Raw genomic sequence first — 18192 nt, forward strand, 5'->3', positions numbered from 1 at the left:
CTCCATCGTGCGCCTGATCCGGGTGGGTCGGCGCCCCTCGCCGGGCGATGGAGGCGAACGTCACCCGCGCCGTCGAGCGCCGGGGCGCGCGTCGGTCAGTCGGTCACGATCCCCCGCCGCCGCGCGATGGCCGCGGCCTCGGTGCGACCGGACGCGCCCAGCTTGGCGAGCAGGTTGGAGACGTGCACGCTCACGGTCTTCGTGCTGATGTAGAGCTGCTTGCCGATCTGGCCGTTGGTCAGCCCCCTGGCCAGCAGCTCGAGCACCTCGAGCTCGCGGGGCGTCAGGTCGTGCGAGCCGCCGCCACCCGGGCCGGGACGGACCTCGTCGAGCTCGATGAGGAGCGGCTTCGCCTCGAGCCTGACGGCAACCTCTCGGGCCAGCTCGGCCTCGTGGCGTGAGCCGGCGTCGTCGCCTGCGCTGCGCAGGGCGGCGGCGAGCCGAGCCCGGGAACGAGCCGTCTCGAATACGTGGCCGTAGCGCTCGAAGGCCACGGTGCTGATGCGCCAGGCGTCGACGAGCTCGTCGGCGCCGGGTGGGTCGTCGAGCTCCACCGCGCGCCTGAGCCGGAGCACCTCGGCCTCGAGCCGGGAGGCCCAGGCCCAGGTCTCGCGGCTGGTGTCCTCGAGCGACTCGGCCGAGGCCCGTTCGAACTTGGGCCGGCTCGCCTTCTCGGCGGCTGGCCGCAGCTCGCCGATCACTCGGGCGCGCTCCAGCAGGGAGTCGACGAAGGCGACGGCGCGGTCACGCAGAACCGGGTCGGCGGCGGGGACGAGGCGCGCCGCCTGTCCGGCGAGCAGGGCAGCCAGCCGCACCACGGCGTGGTACTCGCCCCAGGCGGCGTCGAGCGTGGCGACGGCCGCCTCGGTGAGCTCGAGCAGGCCGCCGAGGTCGCCGGCGTCGCCGAGCACGTCGACGGCCGGCATCACCGTGAGCACGACGGCCAGGCCGTCGACCGGCCACCACTCGCGCAGCGCGTCGAAGAGGTCGGGGTCGACAGGCTCTCCGCGCCCGGCCTGGACGAGCAGCATCGCGCCGGTGAAGATGGTGCGCCCGGGCTGAGGCGCGGGCCGCCCGCCGAGCTCGAGCCGCCGCACGGCGCCGTCCCAGTCGCCGAGCTCGTAGGCCGTGAGGCCCCCGAGCAGCCGGCACTCCTGGCCCCAGGGTGCCCACTCGCGGTGCATGCGGCGGGCGACGTCGGCGCCGCGGTCGTAGAGGACGAGGGCGCCCGGGAGGTCGCCACGGCGGTGGGCCAGCGACGCGAGCTGGTGGAGCGCGCGGAGCAGCAGCGGGTCGTCGGGATCGATGTCGTCGACGAGGGCCTGCAGGTGCGTCTCCACGGCGGCGAGGTCCTCCTGGGCCTCGAGCACCCGAGCCATGATGGTGCGCACCTCGGCGACGGCACCGACCATGCCGAGGCGCTCGGCGAGGAGCGAGACCTCGTTGCCGACGACGGCCGCCTCGACGAACGAGCCCTGGTCGACGAGAGCCTGCACCCGTGCGACGAGAACGCGGACCCGCCGCTCGTCGGCCTCGTCGTCGAGCAGCCCCATGGCCTCGTCGGTCAGCGCGATGGAGTCGACCGGCAGGTCGAGGATGCGGGCCCGGATGACGAGCGTCGAGAGCAGGTCGGCACGCACGAGCGGGTCCTGGGCGGTGCCGGGGTGGTCGAGGCGGTCGCGCAGCAGGTCCATCGCGCGCACCGACTCGCCTGCGACCATCGCGGCCCGCGAAGCACGCAGGGTCACCTCGTCGCGCTCGGCGTCGTTCTCGTCGAGCCAGGTCAGCGCACGCTCGAAGTGCAGCAGCGCCTCCTGCGGTCCGCCGACGGCCATGGCCGCCTCGGCGGCCGCACGGCTCGCGCGCACGGCGGTCGGCAGGTCGCCGACGGCGGCAGCGTGGCGCGCCAGCTCGGAGGCGGGAGCGAGGTGGGGGCACTCGGCGAGCACGGCGGCATACGCCCGGTGGAGCCTGAGGCGCTCGCCGGGGAGGAGGCTGTCGGCGACGGTCTCGCCGAGGAGCGCGTGCCGGAAGGTGTACGCCGGGGGCCAGCGCGCCTCGAGCACGTGGTGCTCGACGGCGGTGGCGAGTGCCGCCTCGAGGGTCTCGTCGGGCAGGTCGAGCACCTTCGACAGCAGCTCGTGGTCGATGAACTGCCCGCCCTTGAGGGCGATGGCGCGGAGCACGCGCTGGGCGGTGTCGTCGAGCTGCTCGACGCGCGACCGGAGCACTCGGCTCAGGCCGCCGGTCAGGGTCTGGCCGGCCGCTGCGCTCGCGACGAGCTCCTCGGCGAAGAACGGGTTGCCCTCGGCACGGCGCGCGATCTCGGCCGCGGTGGTCGTGTCGGTGGGGGCGCCCTCGATGCCGGAGACGAGCTCTCGGACGGCGTCGTCGGGCAGTGGGGCGAGGTCGACGTGCTCGAGCCCGGCGATGCGGGCCCACACGGCGAGCGTCTCGTGGAGCGGGTGCCGCCGGTAGAGGTCGTCGGACCGGTAGGTCACGACGAGCCCGACGGCCTTGGTGAAGCCGCGCGTCAGCAGCAGGGTGATGAGGTCGCGCGAGGAGTGGTCGGCCCAGTGGACGTCCTCGACGACGACGAGGGAGGGCTGTGCGTTGCCGAGCGCCGACAGCAGGGCGTGCACGGCCTCGGCGACCTGGCCGGGGTCGGTGGTGCGGCCGGCCCGCTCGGGGTCGTGCGCCTCGGGGCGCCCCGGGAGCAGGTGGCCGAGGCTGGGGTGGGTGTCGAGCACGCGCTCGACGACCTCGGGGTGGCCGGCGTCGATGGCGCCGACGAGCTCGACGAAGGGGAGGTAGGCGAGGCTGCTGCCGGCCTGGCCGACGCAGTGGCCGAGGGCGGTGAACCAGCCGGCGTCACGGGCCTCGGTGACCAGCTGGCCGACGAGTCGCGACTTGCCGATGCCGGCGTCGCCCGAGAGCACGACGACGCCACCGGGCCGGGCACCCGGGGTCGGGCGCAGTCCGATGGCGTCGGCGAGATGCGAGAGGTCGGTGTCCCTCCCGATGAGGGGGCCGGTGCTGAGCGGCATACGCGGAATTCTCGCGTACTCCGCCGACAGTGGCGGGACGGTGGTCGACACGGTTCGTGCCGCCGTCATCACCGGGTGCGGCCCGGGTGGTTCTCCTCGTGCGAGACCCGGGCCAGCGTGCGCCGCATGATCTCGAGCGACGAGTCGCGACGGACGCGACGACGCTGCGGGTAGCGGGCCTCGATCTCGGCCTGGACGGTGCGGTAGTCGAGGTAGTGAGTGGTCACGGTCTTTCCTCTGTTCGTGCCGTTTCTGGACTCCTCCAGAGTCGGCTCCTGAGGTAGGACCCCACATCGGGTGAGCTCCCTATCCGTGCGCCCCCGCTACCTCAGATTCAAGGTGTCGACTACCTCAGACCGGCGCGAACCGATGCCAGACGAGATCCCTCAGCCGAGCACGAGGGTGGCGGCGATGGCGAACATCACGAGGGCGATGACGACGTCGAGCACCCGCCACGTCGCGGGTCGGGCGAAGAGCGGGGCGAGCAGGCGGGCGCCGTAGCCGAGGGCGGTGAACCAGGCGACGCTCGCGGTGACTGAGCCGGCGGTGAACCACCACCGTCCGCCCGCTCCGTGCTGGTTCGCGATCGAGCCGACGAGCAGCACGGTGTCGAGGTAGACGTGCGGGTTGAGCCAGGTCAGGGCGACGACGGTCGTGAGGGCTCCCCTTCGTGAGGTCGCGGTGCCGTCCGCCTCCAGGGCCTTCGGGTGGCGGGCGTTGCTCAGGCACAGCAGTCCGTAGCCGACGAGGTATGCCGCCCCCACCCACCGCACGACGGTGAGCAGTCCCGGGTGGGCCGTGACCAGGCCTCCCACCCCGAGCACCCCGGCCACGACGAGCACCGCGTCGCTGACGGCGCAGACCGTGACCACGAGTCCGACGTGGCGTCGGGTGAGCCCGGTGCGCAGCACGTACGCGTTCTGGGCGCCGATGGCGACGATGAGCGAGGCCATCGTGAGGAAGCCGGGGACGAGGGAGGTCACCGTTCGACGGTACGTGCCGCGAGAGATTCAGTGAAGCGAAGGATTCTTCAGCATCATTAGCATGGCTTCATGCGGCTCCAGCCCGAGCACCTCGCGACCCTCCTCGCCATCGTCGACACCGGCACGTTCGACGCCGCAGCCCGCCGGCTGCACGTGACCGCCTCGGCCGTGAGCCAACGGGTCAAGGCCCTCGAGGCCGAGGTCGGGCAGGTCGTCGTCGTGCGCTCCACGCCCTGCCGCCCCACATCTGCCGGCGAGGCCCTCGTCCGGCTCGCCCGCCAGCAGAGCCTCCTCGAGGCCGAGGCGCTCGCCGGTCTGGCGTCAGCCGGGGAAGGGCGTGTCGACCTGCCGGTCGCGGTCAACGCCGACTCGATGTCGACGTGGTTCGCGGCGGTGCTCGGAGACGTGGCCGCGTGGCCGGACGTGGTGATCCGGCTCCATGTCGAGGACCAGGACCACTCGGCACGCCTGCTCCGGTCGGGCGAGGTGCTCGCGGCCGTGACGTCGGACCCGACGCCCGTGCAGGGCTGCTCCACCGAGCCGCTCGTGACGCTGCGCTACCTCCCGGTCGCCACCCCACAGCTCGTCGAGCGGTTCAGGGTCGGCCGCGGGATCGACTGGGGCGCAATGCCGGTCGTCCGGTTCAACGACAAGGACGACATCCAGCAGCGGATCCTCGACCGGCACGGCGTCACGTCGTCGCCGCCCACCCACGAGGTGCCCGACGGCTCCGGCTTCGTCACCGCCGTGCGCGCCGGGCTCGGCTGGGGGGCGCTACTGACCTCCCAGCTCACCACCGTGCTCGACGCGGGCGAGCTCGTGCGACTCGGGGCCCGCGACCACGTCGACGTGCAGCTCTACTGGCAGCGGTGGCGGCTGCCGTCCGAGCACCTCGACCGGCTCAGCGACGCGGTCAGGACGGCTGCTGCAGCGGCGACCCCGCGGAGGCCTGCTCGTCCTGCCACACCCGCCAGGCGGCATACCCGCCGATGACGTCGGTGGCGCGGTGGATGCCGAGCTCCTGGAGGGCGGCGGCCGCGAGGCTCGAGGTATAGCCCTCCTGGCACAGCACGATGACGGGCAGGTCGTGGCTCGCGATCGGCAGCGAGGCGTCGCTCGCCGGGTCGAGCCGCCACTCGAGCACGTTCCGCTCGATGACGGTCGCGAACGGCAGCTCGCCCTCTGCCTCCCGCTGCGCGGCCGGGCGGATGTCGACGACGACGGCGCCGTCGGAACGGGCGGCGTCCGCCTCCTGCGGTGTCACGCGCTGCAGGTGGGTGCGGGCCTCGGCCAGCACCTCGTCGATGGTGCGCGGGCGGCGCGCCGGGCGCTCGGGGTGGCTCTCGGGGTTGCCCCCGGGATTCGTCGTCACCAGTCGACTCCGATCTCTTCCTGCTCCGCGACCTCGAGGATGCCGTCGACAGCACGGTAGTTCGTCATGGCCGTCAGCTTCGGCGCGTAGACGTGCAGGCTCACCGCAGGGTCCGACCCGGCGTTCGTCACGCGGTGCAGGTGACGCGTGCCGAAGGTGCGCTGGTCACCCGGGGTGAGCAGGATGCCGGGGCCGGTGACCCGGTGCGCACCGTTGAGGTCGATCGCGGCCTTGTAGCCGGCGACCTCCTCGGTGAGCACGCCCTGGAGGACGACGAACGAGCCGGCGCTGCCGCCGTGGTCGTGCCACGGCGTGCCCTGCCCGGGTAGCCACGTGAGCAGCCACGCCTCGTGGTGCTCGTCGGCGAGGAGGCGGGCGTAGTACCGCGTGATGGGGTCGAAGTCGACGACTCCCTGCCAGATCGAGCGCTGACGGGCGAGCCGTCGGGCGGTGTCGGCGAGGTCGACGGAGATGCGTTGGGCGCCGCGGGACATGGGTGAGGCCTTTCGGGGAGTGCGAGGGTGTGGGTTTGCGGCGGCGCTCGGGAGTCGGCAGCGTGGGATCCGGCTGGAATCAGGCTGCGCGGCGCCCGAGCGGTCGACAGGCACACATTCGCCCTGATCCACGGCTCCGGCGGCTCGGGGACACGATGGGTGCGGTGGAGGTCGGCTGGCGCGACCCGTCACTCACATAACCATGCGTTCTCATAACGAAAACGTTAACTTATGAGGTCTCGATCGGCAAGCGGGAGGTTTGCCATTAGGTAAGGCTTACCTATCTAATGTGGGCGTGCTCGTCTCCCTCCCGACCCCCACGGCTGCGCCGACCGGCGCTCCCTGGCTCGAGCTGCCCGGCGACCCCCGTGCCGACGCGATCGTGTTGGCCGACCGGACCGTCACCCGCGAGGAGCTGCGAGCGCTCGTCGACGACGCCGGACGGTCCCTGGCCGGGACCCGCCGCCTCGTCCTCGTCGCCATGGAGAACCGCCTCGAGCCGCTGGTCGCCTACCTGGCCGCGCTGCGTCAGGGGCATGCCGTGCTGCTGGCCGCCGGAGACCGGCCCGACGTCCTCGAGGGACTCCGGGGCGTGTGGGATCCCGACATCGAGGTCTCTGCCGAGGGCGCCGTGCTGGTGCACCGCGACGAGCCCGCCGCGCCGCTCCACCCCGACCTCGCACTGCTGCTCAGCACGAGCGGCTCGACCGGCTCGCCGAAGCTCGTGCGCCTCTCGTACGACAACCTCACGTCGAACGCCGAGCAGATCGCCGAGTTCCTCCAGATCCGCGAGACCGACTGCGCCGCGACGACGCTGCCGCTGCACTACTGCTACGGCCTTTCCGTCCTGCACAGCCACCTCGCGCGCGGCGCCGGCATCGCGCTGACCGACCTCGCCGTCGTCGACGAGTGCTTCTGGGACCTCGCGCGGCGTGCCCAGGTCACCTCGCTGGCGGGTGTGCCGTGGACGTTCGAGATGCTCGAGCGGTCGGGCTTCGCCGGCCTCGACCTGCCGCACCTGCGCTACGTCACCCAGGCCGGTGGCCGCCTCGACCCCGACCGCGTGCAGCACTGGGCGCGGTTGGGTCAGGAGCGCGGCTGGGACTTCTTCGTCATGTACGGCCAGACCGAGGCGACGGCGCGCATGGCCTATCTCCCGCCCGACCTCGCCCTGAGCAGCCCCGGCTCGATCGGCGTGCCCGTCCCCGGCGGAGCCCTCGAGGTCGTCGACGGCGAGCTGCACTACACGGGACCCAACGTCATGCTCGGCTACGCGGAGCGCCCCGCCGACCTCGCGCTCGGCCGCACGACCACACGCCTGCGCACCGGCGACCTCGGACGGGTCGGCAACGACGGCCTCTACGAGGTGACGGGACGGTCCAGCCGGCACGTCAAGGTGCTTGGCCACCGTGTCGACCTCGACGTGGTCGAGCGCCGCCTGCGTGAGGCGGGCCGCGACGTCCGGGTGGCCGGGCGCGAGGGGCTCGTCGCCGTGTCGGTCCGCGCCGAGGGCGGCGGCACCGCTGGGCGTGGCGGTGTCGACCAGGGCGCAGTGCGCCGCGCCGCTGCGACTGCGGGCCACGTGCCCCTCGGTGCCGTACGCGTCGTCGAGGTCAGCGATCACCCCACCCTCTCGGGGGGCAAGGTCGACCAGCAGGCCATCGTGGCGCTCGCCGACGGCAGCGTCGAGAGCGTGACGGCCACCCACTCCGTTGCGGCGGAGGGCGGTTCGGTCGCGAGGATGTATGCCGCAGCCCTGCACCGCGACGCCGTGCCCGCCGACGCGACCTTCACGTCCCTCGGCGGCGACTCCTTGAGCTACGTCGAGGTCTCGCTGAGGCTCGAGGGGCTCCTCGGCGACCTCCCGCCGTCGTGGCACGTGACGCCGGTCCGCCGCCTCCAGGAGCAGGCCGACGCCGCCCTCGCCGAGCAGGGCTCGACCAGGCGTGCGGACGGCGCCGCCGCGGCGGCCTCGAACGATGCTGGGGGCGGGACGCAGCAGACGGCATACGGCCGGGTTCGCCGTGCCCTCCCGGCCCGGCGACGCACCGTCGAGACGAGCGTGTGGCTGCGCGCGCTCGCGATCGTGCTCATCGTCGGCACCCACTCCGACCTCTTCTCGCTGCAGGGCAGCGCCAACGCCCTGCTCGTGCTCGTGGGCTTCAACGTGGCCCGTTTCGCCCTCTCCACGTCCGAGCGGGCCGCCAGGCTCAAGGCTCTCGGTCGGGGCCTCGTGAGGATTGTGGTCCCCACTCTCGCGGTCATCGTGCCGGCCCACTTCCTGCTCGGCGACTACCAGACGCGCAACCTGTTCCTGCTGAACTGGGCCTTCGGCGAGCAGCGGCTCGGCCCGCCCTGGCGCTTCTGGTTCATCGAGGCGCTCGTCTTCGCGCTCGTCGTGGCGATCGTGCTCACGGGTGTTCCGGCCGTCGCGCGTCTCGAGAAGCGTTGGCCCTTCGGGCTACCCGCGGCGCTGACGCTGGTCGCCTTCACCCTGCGCCTCCCACTCTTCGAGCTGCCGGTGCCGCGCATGCAGGGCTCGGCCCTCGTCGTCCTCTTCCTCTTCTTCCTCGGGTGGGCCATTGCCCGCGTGGCCACGCCGCGCCAGCGGTGGGCGGTGACCGCCGGGGCCGTGGTGCTCGTCGGCACGTTCTCCGGCAACCCGGCCCGCGACGCGCTCTCGCTCGCCTTCGTGCTCGCCCTCGTGTGGAAGCCCACGACCCGCCTTCCCGCGTGGCTCCTGCCCACCGTGCAGGTGCTCGCGGCGAGCTCGCTGTTCGTCTACGTCATCCACTGGCAGGTTCTCGAGCACCTCTGGGGGCGCCCCGTGCTCGCCTTCGTCGGGTCGATGGTCGTCGGTGTCGCGTACTGGCTCTTCTGGACGCGTGTGCTGCCCTGGCTGCGCGGGCTGGTCGTGGGCGCTCAGCGGCCGGAGCGTCATGAGCGTCCGGAGCCCGCGGAGCGCCCGGCGTGGCGGCATGTCGTGCACACCTGACCGGAAACCGTGCGGCGCGGTGTCGGTGCCGACGTCTACGGTCTGCTGGTGACCGTCGAATCGCCCGCCACCGTCGAGACCCCTGCCGCTTCCCGCCGCACGAGGTTTCTCGTGCTGGGTGCGGTGGCCGTGACCCTGCTGCTCTGGGCGTCGGCGTTCGTCGCCATCCGGCACCTGGGTCGTGAGGTCCCGCCGGGCGCGCTCTCGCTCGGCCGACTCCTTGTCGCCTCCGTCGCGCTCGGGGTCCTCGTGTTCCGCCGGCCTCGCACGTGGCCGGCCCGCCGCGACTGGCCGCTGCTCCTGCTGTGCGGTGTCGGCTGGTTCGGGGTCTACAACCTCGCGCTCAACGAGGCCGAGCGACGCATCGATGCGGGCACCTCCGCCCTCATCGTGCAGATCGGGCCGATCATCGTCGCCCTGCTGGCCACGGTCTTCCTCGGCGAGACGATGAACCGCTGGCTCCTCATCGGCATGGCCGTCGGCTTCGCCGGCGTCGTCGTCATCGCGCGCGGCTTCTCGTCGGGCGACTCGGGCGACATGGTCGGCGTGTGGCTCGCCGTGCTGGCCGCGATCACGTATGCCGTCGGCGTCCTCGCGCAGAAGCCCCTCCTCGGGCGACTGCCGGGGCCCGAGGTCACGTGGCTGGCATGCATCATCGGAGCCGTCGTCTGCCTGCCGTGGAGCGGCGAGCTCGTGTCGGTGGTGCGCGACAGCGACGCCGGCACGCTGCTCTGGATCGTCTACCTCGGCGTCTTCCCCACGGCCATCGCCTTCTCGACATGGGCCTACGTGCTGGCCCGCAGCGACGCCGGCAAGCTCACCCTGACGACGTTCCTCGTGCCGTTCATCGCGACCCTCATCGCCTGGGCGCTGCTGTCGGAGGTGCCGCCGCCGCTGACGTTCGCGGGTGGCGCGCTCTGCATCGCCGGGGTGCTGCTGACGCGACGCAAGCCGCGACCTTCCGCTCCCGCTGAGCAGTAGCCCGTCCAGTCGAGTGCTCACTTGTCGAGGTATGGGTTTGGGCACTCGGCCAGGCTGGCTCTCGTGTCGAGTGCTCACTTCTCGACGTCGGGAACTGGGCACTCGACCTCTCCGGACGTGCGTGACGCCGGGTCGGTCGACCCGGCGTCAGCGTGAAGGTTTCGATTCTGGTTGGTGGGGATGGTCTGGCACGATCTACGTCGTCAGTGGGCGACGGGGGTGTCGTGCAGGATGCGGACGAGATCGCGGTCGACCTCGGCGTCTGCGCCGAAGGGGGCGCGAGGCAACGAGAACGTCCGACGGTGGTGCGGCCCGAGGGCTGCGACGAGAACGACGATCATGGCGATGAAGAAGATGATGTCCATGGCAGAAAGTCTGCGCCCATCATGATTCCGCCACGAGTGGCAGAACTGACGACTGTCGACAAGATCCTGCCAACCGTGCCATCCTGACCGGATGTTGCGCACCATCGCTGTCATCGCCCAGGAGCCGGTCGCCATGTTCGAGCTGGGTGTGCTCTGCGAGGTGTTCGGCATCGACCGCACCGACGACGGGGTGCCGGCCTTCGACTTCCGGGTCTGCGCCGCTCGCCCGGGCGAGGTGCTGCGGACGACGAGCGGCATCGGTGTCACGGCCACCCACCCGCTCGATGCGGCGCGAGATGCCGACCTCGTCGCCATCCCCGGCGGCTCGGTGGACGGCCCCTACGACGCCGAGGTCCTCGACATCCTGCGGCACACCGTCGAGAACGGGGGCCGCGTGCTGTCCGTCTGCTCGGGCGCCTTCCAGCTCGCCGCCGCCGGACTGCTCGACGGTCGCGACTGCACGACCCACTGGCGGTATGCCGCCCGGCTGGCCCACGAACGTCCCCGTGCGTGCGTGGACCTCGACGTCCTCTACGTCGAGGACGGTCCCGTCCTCACCAGCGCCGGCACGGCGGCGGGCATCGATGCCTGCCTCCACCTCGTGCGCACCGAGCTCGGCTCCGAGGTCGCGACCCGCATCGCCCGCCGCATGGTCGTGCCCCCGCACCGCTCCGGCGGCCAGCGCCAGTTCGTCGAGACGCCGCTTCCGACAGAGCCCTGTGAGGGTCTGCAGGACGTCATGGAGTGGGTGGCCGAACGGCTCGACGAGGAGCACTCGATCCCGTCCCTGGCGCGGCGTGCGGCCATGTCGGAGCGCACCTTCGCCCGTCGCTTCACCGCCGAAGTCGGCACGACCCCGCACAAGTGGCTGACCAGCCAGCGTGTCCTGAGGGCCCGGCACCTGCTCGAGACCACCGAGTTCGACGTCGAGCGCATCTCCCGCGAGAGCGGCTTCGCCACCGCGGCCGTGCTGAGGCATCACTTCCAGCGAGAGATCGGCATCCCACCCGTCGCGTACCGCCGTGCCTTCGCGAAGCACCCCGCCTCTGCCTGAGGTGCGACGCCAGCCCGGCATCTGATGCCACCGGCCCGGGTCGATGTCCGCGTATGCCGTTCTCTCGCGGGGACGTTAGAAAGCCCGATACGCGTCCATCGGGCCTCATCTCGCCGCGACAGCCGTCCGGTCACGAATGCCCGAGCTGGGAGCGAGTTCTATTCGGCCCCGGCCGGCGTCGACGGCGCTCCCGGCACCGTTCTGCGGGCCGAGCCGATGAGCTTCTACCTCGACCCGCTGCGAACGATCCGCTCGACGGCCGCCGCCACCCGGGTCATGTACGCCACCCGCGACCGCACGGGATCGCCCATCGCGGTCACCGGCACGCTGCTCGTCCCGCCACTCCCGTGGGTCGGGCCGGGCCAGCGTCCCGCAGTCGGCTACGCCGCCGGCACCCAGGGGATGGGCGACCAGTGCGCACCGAGCCGGCAGCTCGCGGCGGGCTCGGAGTACGAAGGCGTCTTCATCTCGGGCCTGCTCGCCCGCGGCTACGCCGTCGCGATGACCGACTACGAGGGTCTCGGCACCCGGGGCACCCACACCTACATGGTCCGCGAGTCCCAGGCGCACGCGGTGCTCGACATGGTCCGCGCCGCCCAGCGCCTGCCCGGCACGGGCCTGCCCGCCGCCGGACCCGTCCTGCTCGCGGGCTACAGCCAGGGCGGTGGGGCCACCGCCGCAGCCGTCGAGCTCGCCCCGTCGTACGCCTCCGACCTCAAGGTGAAGGGAGCCGTCGCCGGAGCCGTCCCCGCCGACCTCGGAGCAGTCGCCACCAACCTCGACGGAGGCCTCTACTCCGCCTTCGCCCTGTATGCCGTCGCGGGGCAGTCAGCCGCCTACGGCCTCGACCTCGGCGACTACCTCAACGCCCGCGGCACGTCCGTGATCCAGGCCGTCGAGCGGGAGTGCGTCGCCGAGTCGATCGCCGCGCACGCCTTCACGCGTTCGAGCGACCTGACCAAGGACGGCCGCAGCCTCATCCAGCTGGCCGCGAGCGAGCCCTTCCGGTCGATCATCGACGACCAGCGCATCGGCCGGCTGAAGCCCGCCGTGCCCGTGCTCGTCACCCACTCAGTGCTCGACGACGTCATCCCGTATGCCGTCGGGCGCCGTCTCGCGAGGGACTGGTGCGCCCGTGGCGCCACCGTCGCCTTCTCGCCGAACATCACCCCGACCCACGTCGGAGGTGCAGTGCCGTCGTTCGCCAAGCAGTTCGCCTTCCTCGAGGCGCGGGTGGCCGGGCTCCGGCAGGTCTCCGACTGCTGGTGGCTCTGACCCGAGGTCCACTCCCGGAAGGCTTGGACGTCAGCGGTTCCGGCGCGCGATCGCTGCGGAGAGCGCGGTCGCGAAACCGCACCACGCGGCATACGGCGACAGGGCGACACCGGCAGTCCTGTTGACGCCCCCGGCCCGTCGGGCGAGGTCGGCGGAGCTCAGCGTGAGCAGCGCCGCCTCGGCCGCCGCGGCCCACGGCCGCCGCACCCTCCAGAAGACGACGCTCCACGCGGTGTTGAGGGCGAGGTTCGTGCCGAACGCCTTGAGATAGGCGTTGCGGCCGGCCCGGTCGCCGGCGCCGTCCATCTCGGTGAGCACGGTTGCCGAGCTCGCCGCGATGTCGGCATAGAGGGCCGTCCACACGATGGGGAACGCAAGGGGTGGCGGCTGCCACGCCGGCTTGTCGAGTGTCTTGTACCAGCGCGAGTCGGGCTGTGTCGCAAGCGAACCCGCGATGGCGCTCGCAGCAACTGCGGCCCCGGTGAGTGCGAGGTTGCGCCAGGCCGTGTCGGGCGGGACGTCGTCCATCGCCGACCGCACCGCCGTGTCGAAGTCGGTGAGACCACCCGGCACGTCCACGTGCTGCTCGATGTCGCGCTCCTTGGCGACGACCTCGTGCACGAGGCTGCCCACCAGCGGCTTGGCCAACCCGGCCGAGATGGGCGTGACGAGGCCGACCCAGTGGCTCGCGAGCCTGGGCGTCAGCACCGGAACCGTGACGACGAGAGGCCGCCGCTGTCCCGTGGCATCGGCGAAGCGGCCGATCATCTCGCGGTAGGTCAGCACGTCGGGACCGCCGATGTCGAAGGCCCGGTTCACCTCGGCCGGAAGGCTGCCCGCCCCGACGAGCAGGGTCACGACGTCCTCGATCGCGATCGGCTGGATGCGGTTGTCCAGCCACTTCGGCGCGACCATCGCCGGCAGTCGTGTCGTGAGGTATCGCAGCATGTCGAACGACGCCGAACCGTCGCCCAGCACCACAGCGGCCTGGAGCACCGCCGTCGGCACGCCCGAGTCGAGCAGGATGCGCCCCACCTCGACGCGCGAGGCCAGGTGGGGCGACAGCACCTCGTCGTCGGGGTGCAGCCCACCGAGGTAGACGATGCGCCCCACACCCTCCTCGCGCGCCGCCGTGCTGAACGTCGTCGCCGCATCGCGGTCGCGCTCCTCGAAGTCGGGCCGGTCGTCCATCGAGTGCACGAGGTACCACGCGGCGTCGACGCCGCTCAGGGCCTTGCGCATGTCGGTCGCCGACGAGACGTCGCCCTCGGCCACCTCGACCCGACCGCGCCACGGCCGCCCGTCGAGCGACGAGCGGTGCCGCGTCAGCACACGCACGGTCCACCCCTCGTCGAGGAGCCGCGGCACGACCTGGCCCCCGATGTAGCCGGACGCTCCCGTCACGAGGGCGGTCCTGGCCGTGTGGGTGGCGGTGTCGGTGGCGGTGTCGGTGGTGGTCCCGGGGTCAGCAGTCATCGTTCACCTCGTGAGTGAGAGGGCGGGTGGGAGGAGCAGGAGCATCCCCGTGGACCACACGACGTGCGTGATGATCGGCCCGAGGAAGCCGCCGGTGACCCGGCGTTGCAGCCCGGTGACGACACCGATCACGGCGGCGGCGAAGACGAGCAGCGGCACCCCGCTGCCGACGGTGGTCAGGGCGTAGAGCACCGTCGTCAGGGCGACGGGGTGCCGGGGGATCGCGGCGTAGAGGGCTCCGCGGAAGTAGATCTCCTCGACGACGCCGTTGAGGACCGTGATGGCGAGCACCGCCGCGAACGAGCCAAACCGGGCGTGGTCGAGCAGCTGGTCGACGGGCTCGCGCAGCGCCGGGATGCGGGCGACGACGAGCGCGCCGAGCAGGAAGACGGCGAGGAGCAGCGCCCCCAGCGCGAGCGACTGGACGATCGGACGGGTCTGCTCACCCCGACGCGTACGCCCCATGCCCGCGTGCAGCGGGCCCGAGAGCAGCGCCCCGACGATCCACGCGGCGGCGAGGGCGAGGGTGGCGACGTAGAAGAGCGGGTCGCCCGGCGTGATGCGCAGCGCCCACGCGAGCACGGCCGAGCCGACCACGAAGGTGACGGCCACGACGACCTGGCGCCGGCGGAAGACGTCGTCGGGGTCGCGGTGGTCGCGGTCGACCTTCTGGATGAGCGCCGCGTTGACGAACGCGCGCAGCTCGGCCACGGGGCCCCGCATCTCTCGTCTCCTGTCGGCCATGGTCGGCGATGGTCGGCGTTCGGCCGGCGCCTAGTGCCTGGCGCGTTCGTAGCGCGCCAGCGTCTCCTTGCGCTCGTCGTCGTGGTCGACCATCCGCTCCGGATAGTCGTCGTCGTACCCGTTGTCGTGCTTCCAGGGCTCGTGCGCCGCAGCCCCGCCCAGGTGGCGCAGCTCCGGCACCCACCGTCGCACGTAGGTGCCGTCGGGGTCGAACTTGCGGCCCTGCGTGACCGGGTTGAAGACGCGGAAGTACGGCGAGGCGTCGGTTCCGGTGCCGGCGACCCACTGCCAGCCGTGATTGTTCGACGCGATGTCGCCGTCGATGAGGTGGTCGAGGAAGTGCTGGGCACCCACCGGCCACCAGACGTGGAGGTCCTTGGTGAGGAAGCTGGCCGTGATCATGCGCACCCGGTTGTGCATCCAGCCCTCCTCGAGCAGCTGGCGCATCCCGGCATCGACGATCGGGTAGCCGGTGCGGCCCTCGCGCCACGCCTCGACGAGGTGGTCGGTCTCGGCACCCGAGTCGTAGGGCAGCCGGGCCAGCTCGGGCCGAAGGTCGTGCCAGGCCGAGCGCGGGTTGTGCCAGAGCACGTCGGCGTAGAACTCACGCCAGATGAGCTCCGTGACGTATGCCGTAGCGGCCTTCGAGCGACCCGCGGAGTGGGCGGCGATGTCGGCGAGGATCGTGCGCGGGTGGATCTCGCCGTACTTGAGGGGCGCGGACAGTCGGGACGTCGTGTCGAGGTCGGGCCGGTCGCGCTCGTCGTCGTAGGCCGTCAACCCGTCGTGCAGGAAGCTCTCCCACCGCTTGAGGGCGGCGGCCTCACCGGCCTCGATGCGCGGCGCCTTCGGCAGCGGGTCGCTGCGCACGTCGTCGCGAAGCCAGGAGATGCGCTTCGGGCGGGCCGCGGGAGCAGGCCGTCCGTGCTGGTGCCAGGCCTTGGAGAAGGGGGTGAACACCTTGTAGGGAGAGCCGGACTGGTTGACGATGCGACCCGGCCCGACGGCATACGGCGTGCCCGTGGCGACGAGCTCGCAACCCTGGTCGGCCAGCGCCTTCTCGACCGACTCGTCACGCCGGCGACCGTAGGGCGTCGTCTCGCGCGAGACGTGCACCTGCTGGGCGCCGACCTGCTTCGCGAGGCGCGGGATGACGTCGACGGGGTCGCCCGTGCGGATGACGAGTGCGTCGCGGGTGTCCTTCGACAGCGCCTTCAGCGAGGCGAGCAGCCGCTGAGACCGGGGGGTGTCGGCGTCGAGCAGCTTCGGGTCGAGCACGAAGACCGGCAGCACGTGCGAGGCGCTGTCGACGGCCGCGAGCAGTGCCGGGTGGTCGCCCAGCCGCAGGTCGCGGCGGAACCACAGGATCGACGTGCTCGCCGGGGCCATCAGGCGGCGCCCTCCGTGGCACCGGTCGCCTCGAGCTCCCTCTCCAGGCGCACCTGGGCGACGTCGAGGTAGCCGGTGGCGAAGCCGGCCTCGCAGTACGCGAGGTAGAACTCCCACTTGCGCCGGAACGTCTCGTCGAAGCCGAGGGAGTTGACCTCGGGCCAGCGGGCGACGAACGTCTCGCGCCAGCGCCGCAGCGTCTCGGCGTAGTCGGTGCCGAACGCGTCGACGCCCGTCATCCGCAGGGTCGTCGCGTCCGAGGTCGTCTCGTGGATCGCCTGCAGGCTCGGGATGAGGCCGCCGGGGAAGATGTGCTTCTGGATCCAGCCGTAGGAGTGCTTCGTCGCGAGCAGGCGCTCGTGCGACATGAGGATCGCCTGGACGGCTGCCACGCCTCCGGGGGCGAGTCGCTCGTCGATGGTGCGGAAGTAGGTCTCCCAGTACTCCTCGCCGACGGCCTCGATCATCTCGACGCTGACGATGGCGTCGTAGCTGCCCTCGACCTCGCGGTAGTCCTGGATGAGGATGTCGACGTCGTCGGCGTGCCCGGCAGCGGCMACGCGCTCMTGCGCCAGCGCGGCCTGCTCCTTGGAGAGCGTCACCGTCGTCACGGTGGCACCGCGTCGCGCCGCCTCGAGCGCGAGCGTGCCCCAACCCGTGCCGATCTCGAGCACGCGCGTGCCCTGTCCGACTTTCGCCATGTCGAGGATGGCGTGCACCTTGCGCAGCTGGGCCTCCTCGAAGGACTGGCCGCGCAGCGGCAGCGCGTGGTCGAAGAGCGCCGAGCTGTAGCTCATCGTCTCGTCGAGGAAGGTTGCGAACAGGTCGTTCGACAGGTCGTAGTGGGCCTCGATGTTGCGACGCGAACCGAGCAGCGAGTTGTTCTGGATCGTCGGGATGCGACGGTCGACCACGCCGCGCAGTCGCAGCCAGCCGGGGGGGACGGCAGTCGTCATGCGCTCGGCGAACGGCCGCAGCAGGTCGGCGAGGTCGGTGCCCTCGGCCGTCTTCCAGTCGCCCGCCATGTAGCCCTCGCCGATGCCGATCTTAGGGTGGTGCGCGAGCCGCTCGAAGACGGCGGTGGGGCGCACGATCTGCAGACCCGGACGGGTGGTGTCGCGGTTGCCGCCGCCGAGGAGCGACCCGTCGGGCAGGACGACGTCGACCGGAACGCGCTTGGCGACCTGCGCGACGATGTTGCGGGCCAGGCGGGCGCGCACGCAGAAGTGGCGCAGGCTCGGGCGGCGCAGGCAGATCGGCTGGCTCATGGACGTGGGCGCGGCGGTCATCGGACGGCCTCCTCGTGGTGTCGGGGGCGGGGAACGACGGGCAGCCGGCGCAACCAGAGTCGGATGCCGTGCGCCCGGATCAGGGTGGTCACGCGCTGGGTCATCAGCCCGTGACGTCGGACGAGTCGGAGGAGCGCGCGCGGCGTGGCCGGCTCCGTGGTGCCTCGGGTGACCGCGGTCATGATGCGCTCGCCGTCGCGGTCGAGGGCCACCGTGACGCTGACGGCGCGCGGCCCGAGGACGAGGCGGACGGCATACTCCCCGCTGGTGTCGTTGAAGGGCGACACGTAGAAGGCCTTGCCGACCGTGGCCGAGCCGTCGTCGGCGACGTCGAGGAGGTACGCGTGGCGCTCTCCGTAGGTGTTGTGCACTTCGAAGACGACGGCGATCAGCGTGTTGTCGGGGCGCAGGCACCAGAAGACCGAGAGCGGGTCGAAGGTGTGCCCGAGCACCCGCGCGTTCGCGAGCATCAGCACGCGGTCGGTGGGCTCGAGGGTGACGCCGCGGGCGGTGAGGAAGCGCTCGACGTCGCCGCGTATGCCGCCGCCGAGCCGACCTTCGTCGAGGTGGTCGCGAGCGTCGAACCGTGCGAAGAGCCTTGCGGGCCAAGGCATTCGGGGCAGGTCGTCGAGGTCGACGAGCCACTGGTAGTGGCCGTAGGTGAAGCTGTGGCGTAGGGGCGTGCGACGCGAGTGGGCGACCGTGCCGTCGACGAGTGCGGGCACGGG

Annotated in this window: 16 protein-coding genes; 5 read left to right on the top strand and 11 right to left on the bottom strand. The window is 72.1% G+C overall.

What is annotated here, in order from left to right; translation table 11 throughout:
• Positions 1–95 precede the first annotated feature (95 nt).
• The 3 genes from AC1DE0_RS08105 to AC1DE0_RS08115 form a co-directional block, all read right to left on the bottom strand.
• Positions 96–3047: a helix-turn-helix transcriptional regulator gene (locus AC1DE0_RS08105; protein WP_478099069.1), complete on the bottom strand. Its 2952-nt coding sequence runs from the start codon at positions 3045–3047 to the stop codon at positions 96–98.
• Between the two features lie 68 nt (positions 3048–3115).
• Positions 3116–3274 carry a hypothetical protein gene (locus AC1DE0_RS08110; RefSeq protein WP_478099071.1) on the bottom strand — a complete coding sequence of 53 codons (159 nt, stop codon included), beginning with the start codon at positions 3272–3274 and terminating at the stop codon, positions 3116–3118.
• A 159-nt stretch (positions 3275–3433) separates the two neighbouring features.
• Complete coding sequence (locus tag AC1DE0_RS08115) at positions 3434–4030, bottom strand: LysE/ArgO family amino acid transporter (RefSeq protein WP_478099074.1); 597 nt, start codon at positions 4028–4030, stop codon at positions 3434–3436.
• 69 nt (positions 4031–4099) lie between these two features.
• Here AC1DE0_RS08115 and AC1DE0_RS08120 point away from each other — a divergent pair, with 69 nt between their 5' ends.
• On the top strand, positions 4100–5023 hold the full coding sequence (locus AC1DE0_RS08120) for a LysR family transcriptional regulator ArgP (RefSeq protein ID WP_478099076.1): 924 nt from the start codon (positions 4100–4102) through the stop codon (positions 5021–5023).
• Here AC1DE0_RS08120 and AC1DE0_RS08125 read toward each other — a convergent pair.
• Both AC1DE0_RS08125 and AC1DE0_RS08130 read right to left on the bottom strand, forming a co-directional pair.
• The gene (locus tag AC1DE0_RS08125; protein WP_478099078.1) at positions 4944–5402 is read right to left on the bottom strand and encodes a rhodanese-like domain-containing protein; all 459 of its coding nucleotides are present in this window, start codon (positions 5400–5402) and stop codon (positions 4944–4946) included. The two genes, AC1DE0_RS08120 and AC1DE0_RS08125, sit on opposite strands and share 80 nt — an antisense overlap.
• On the bottom strand, positions 5399–5896 hold the full coding sequence (locus tag AC1DE0_RS08130; RefSeq protein ID WP_478099082.1) for a cysteine dioxygenase: 498 nt from the start codon (positions 5894–5896) through the stop codon (positions 5399–5401). Before AC1DE0_RS08130 ends, AC1DE0_RS08125 begins: the two co-directional genes overlap by 4 nt.
• A 295-nt stretch (positions 5897–6191) precedes the next feature.
• Here AC1DE0_RS08130 and AC1DE0_RS08135 point away from each other — a divergent pair, with 295 nt between their 5' ends.
• Together AC1DE0_RS08135 and AC1DE0_RS08140 are read left to right on the top strand one after the other, a co-directional pair.
• Positions 6192–8891, top strand: a complete 2700-nt coding sequence (locus AC1DE0_RS08135) for an AMP-binding protein (RefSeq protein ID WP_478099084.1) — start codon at positions 6192–6194, stop codon at positions 8889–8891.
• 48 nt (positions 8892–8939) lie between these two features.
• Complete coding sequence (locus AC1DE0_RS08140) at positions 8940–9872, top strand: DMT family transporter (RefSeq protein WP_478099086.1); 933 nt, start codon at positions 8940–8942, stop codon at positions 9870–9872.
• Between the two features lie 203 nt (positions 9873–10075).
• On the opposite strand, the gene AC1DE0_RS08145 is transcribed toward AC1DE0_RS08140, so the two are convergent.
• Positions 10076–10237 carry a hypothetical protein gene (locus tag AC1DE0_RS08145; protein ID WP_478099088.1) on the bottom strand — a complete coding sequence of 54 codons (162 nt, stop codon included), beginning with the start codon at positions 10235–10237 and terminating at the stop codon, positions 10076–10078.
• A gap of 91 nt (positions 10238–10328) precedes the next feature.
• Here AC1DE0_RS08145 and AC1DE0_RS08150 point away from each other — a divergent pair, with 91 nt between their 5' ends.
• Both AC1DE0_RS08150 and AC1DE0_RS08155 read left to right on the top strand, forming a co-directional pair.
• A complete protein-coding gene (locus AC1DE0_RS08150; RefSeq protein ID WP_478099090.1) occupies positions 10329–11291 on the top strand; it encodes a GlxA family transcriptional regulator in 963 nt (320 codons plus the stop codon).
• A 216-nt stretch (positions 11292–11507) separates the two neighbouring features.
• Entirely contained in the window at positions 11508–12566 is a 1059-nt protein-coding gene (locus AC1DE0_RS08155; protein ID WP_478099092.1) for a lipase family protein, read from the top strand.
• Between the two features lie 30 nt (positions 12567–12596).
• On the opposite strand, the gene AC1DE0_RS08160 is transcribed toward AC1DE0_RS08155, so the two are convergent.
• The 5 genes from AC1DE0_RS08160 to AC1DE0_RS08180 are packed head-to-tail and all read right to left on the bottom strand — an operon-like array spanning position 12597 to position 18189.
• Positions 12597–14042 carry a tryptophan-rich sensory protein gene (locus tag AC1DE0_RS08160; RefSeq protein WP_478099094.1) on the bottom strand — a complete coding sequence of 482 codons (1446 nt, stop codon included), beginning with the start codon at positions 14040–14042 and terminating at the stop codon, positions 12597–12599.
• A gap of 3 nt (positions 14043–14045) precedes the next feature.
• Positions 14046–14765, bottom strand: coding sequence for a CPBP family intramembrane glutamic endopeptidase (locus AC1DE0_RS08165; RefSeq protein WP_478099096.1), 720 nt, complete (start codon positions 14763–14765; stop codon positions 14046–14048).
• A gap of 51 nt (positions 14766–14816) precedes the next feature.
• Positions 14817–16175 (bottom strand): cryptochrome/photolyase family protein, encoded by a 1359-nt coding sequence (locus AC1DE0_RS08170; protein ID WP_478099098.1) that lies wholly within the window; start codon positions 16173–16175, stop codon positions 14817–14819.
• The gene (locus tag AC1DE0_RS08175) at positions 16175–17464 is read right to left on the bottom strand and encodes a class I SAM-dependent methyltransferase (protein WP_478099100.1); all 1290 of its coding nucleotides are present in this window, start codon (positions 17462–17464) and stop codon (positions 16175–16177) included. Before AC1DE0_RS08175 ends, AC1DE0_RS08170 begins: the two co-directional genes overlap by 1 nt.
• The gene (locus AC1DE0_RS08180) at positions 17461–18189 is read right to left on the bottom strand and encodes a DUF1365 domain-containing protein (RefSeq protein WP_478099103.1); all 729 of its coding nucleotides are present in this window, start codon (positions 18187–18189) and stop codon (positions 17461–17463) included. Before AC1DE0_RS08180 ends, AC1DE0_RS08175 begins: the two co-directional genes overlap by 4 nt.
• Positions 18190–18192: the final 3 nt, after the last annotated feature.

This window comes from Terrabacter sp. 05T424, assembly GCF_056396225.1.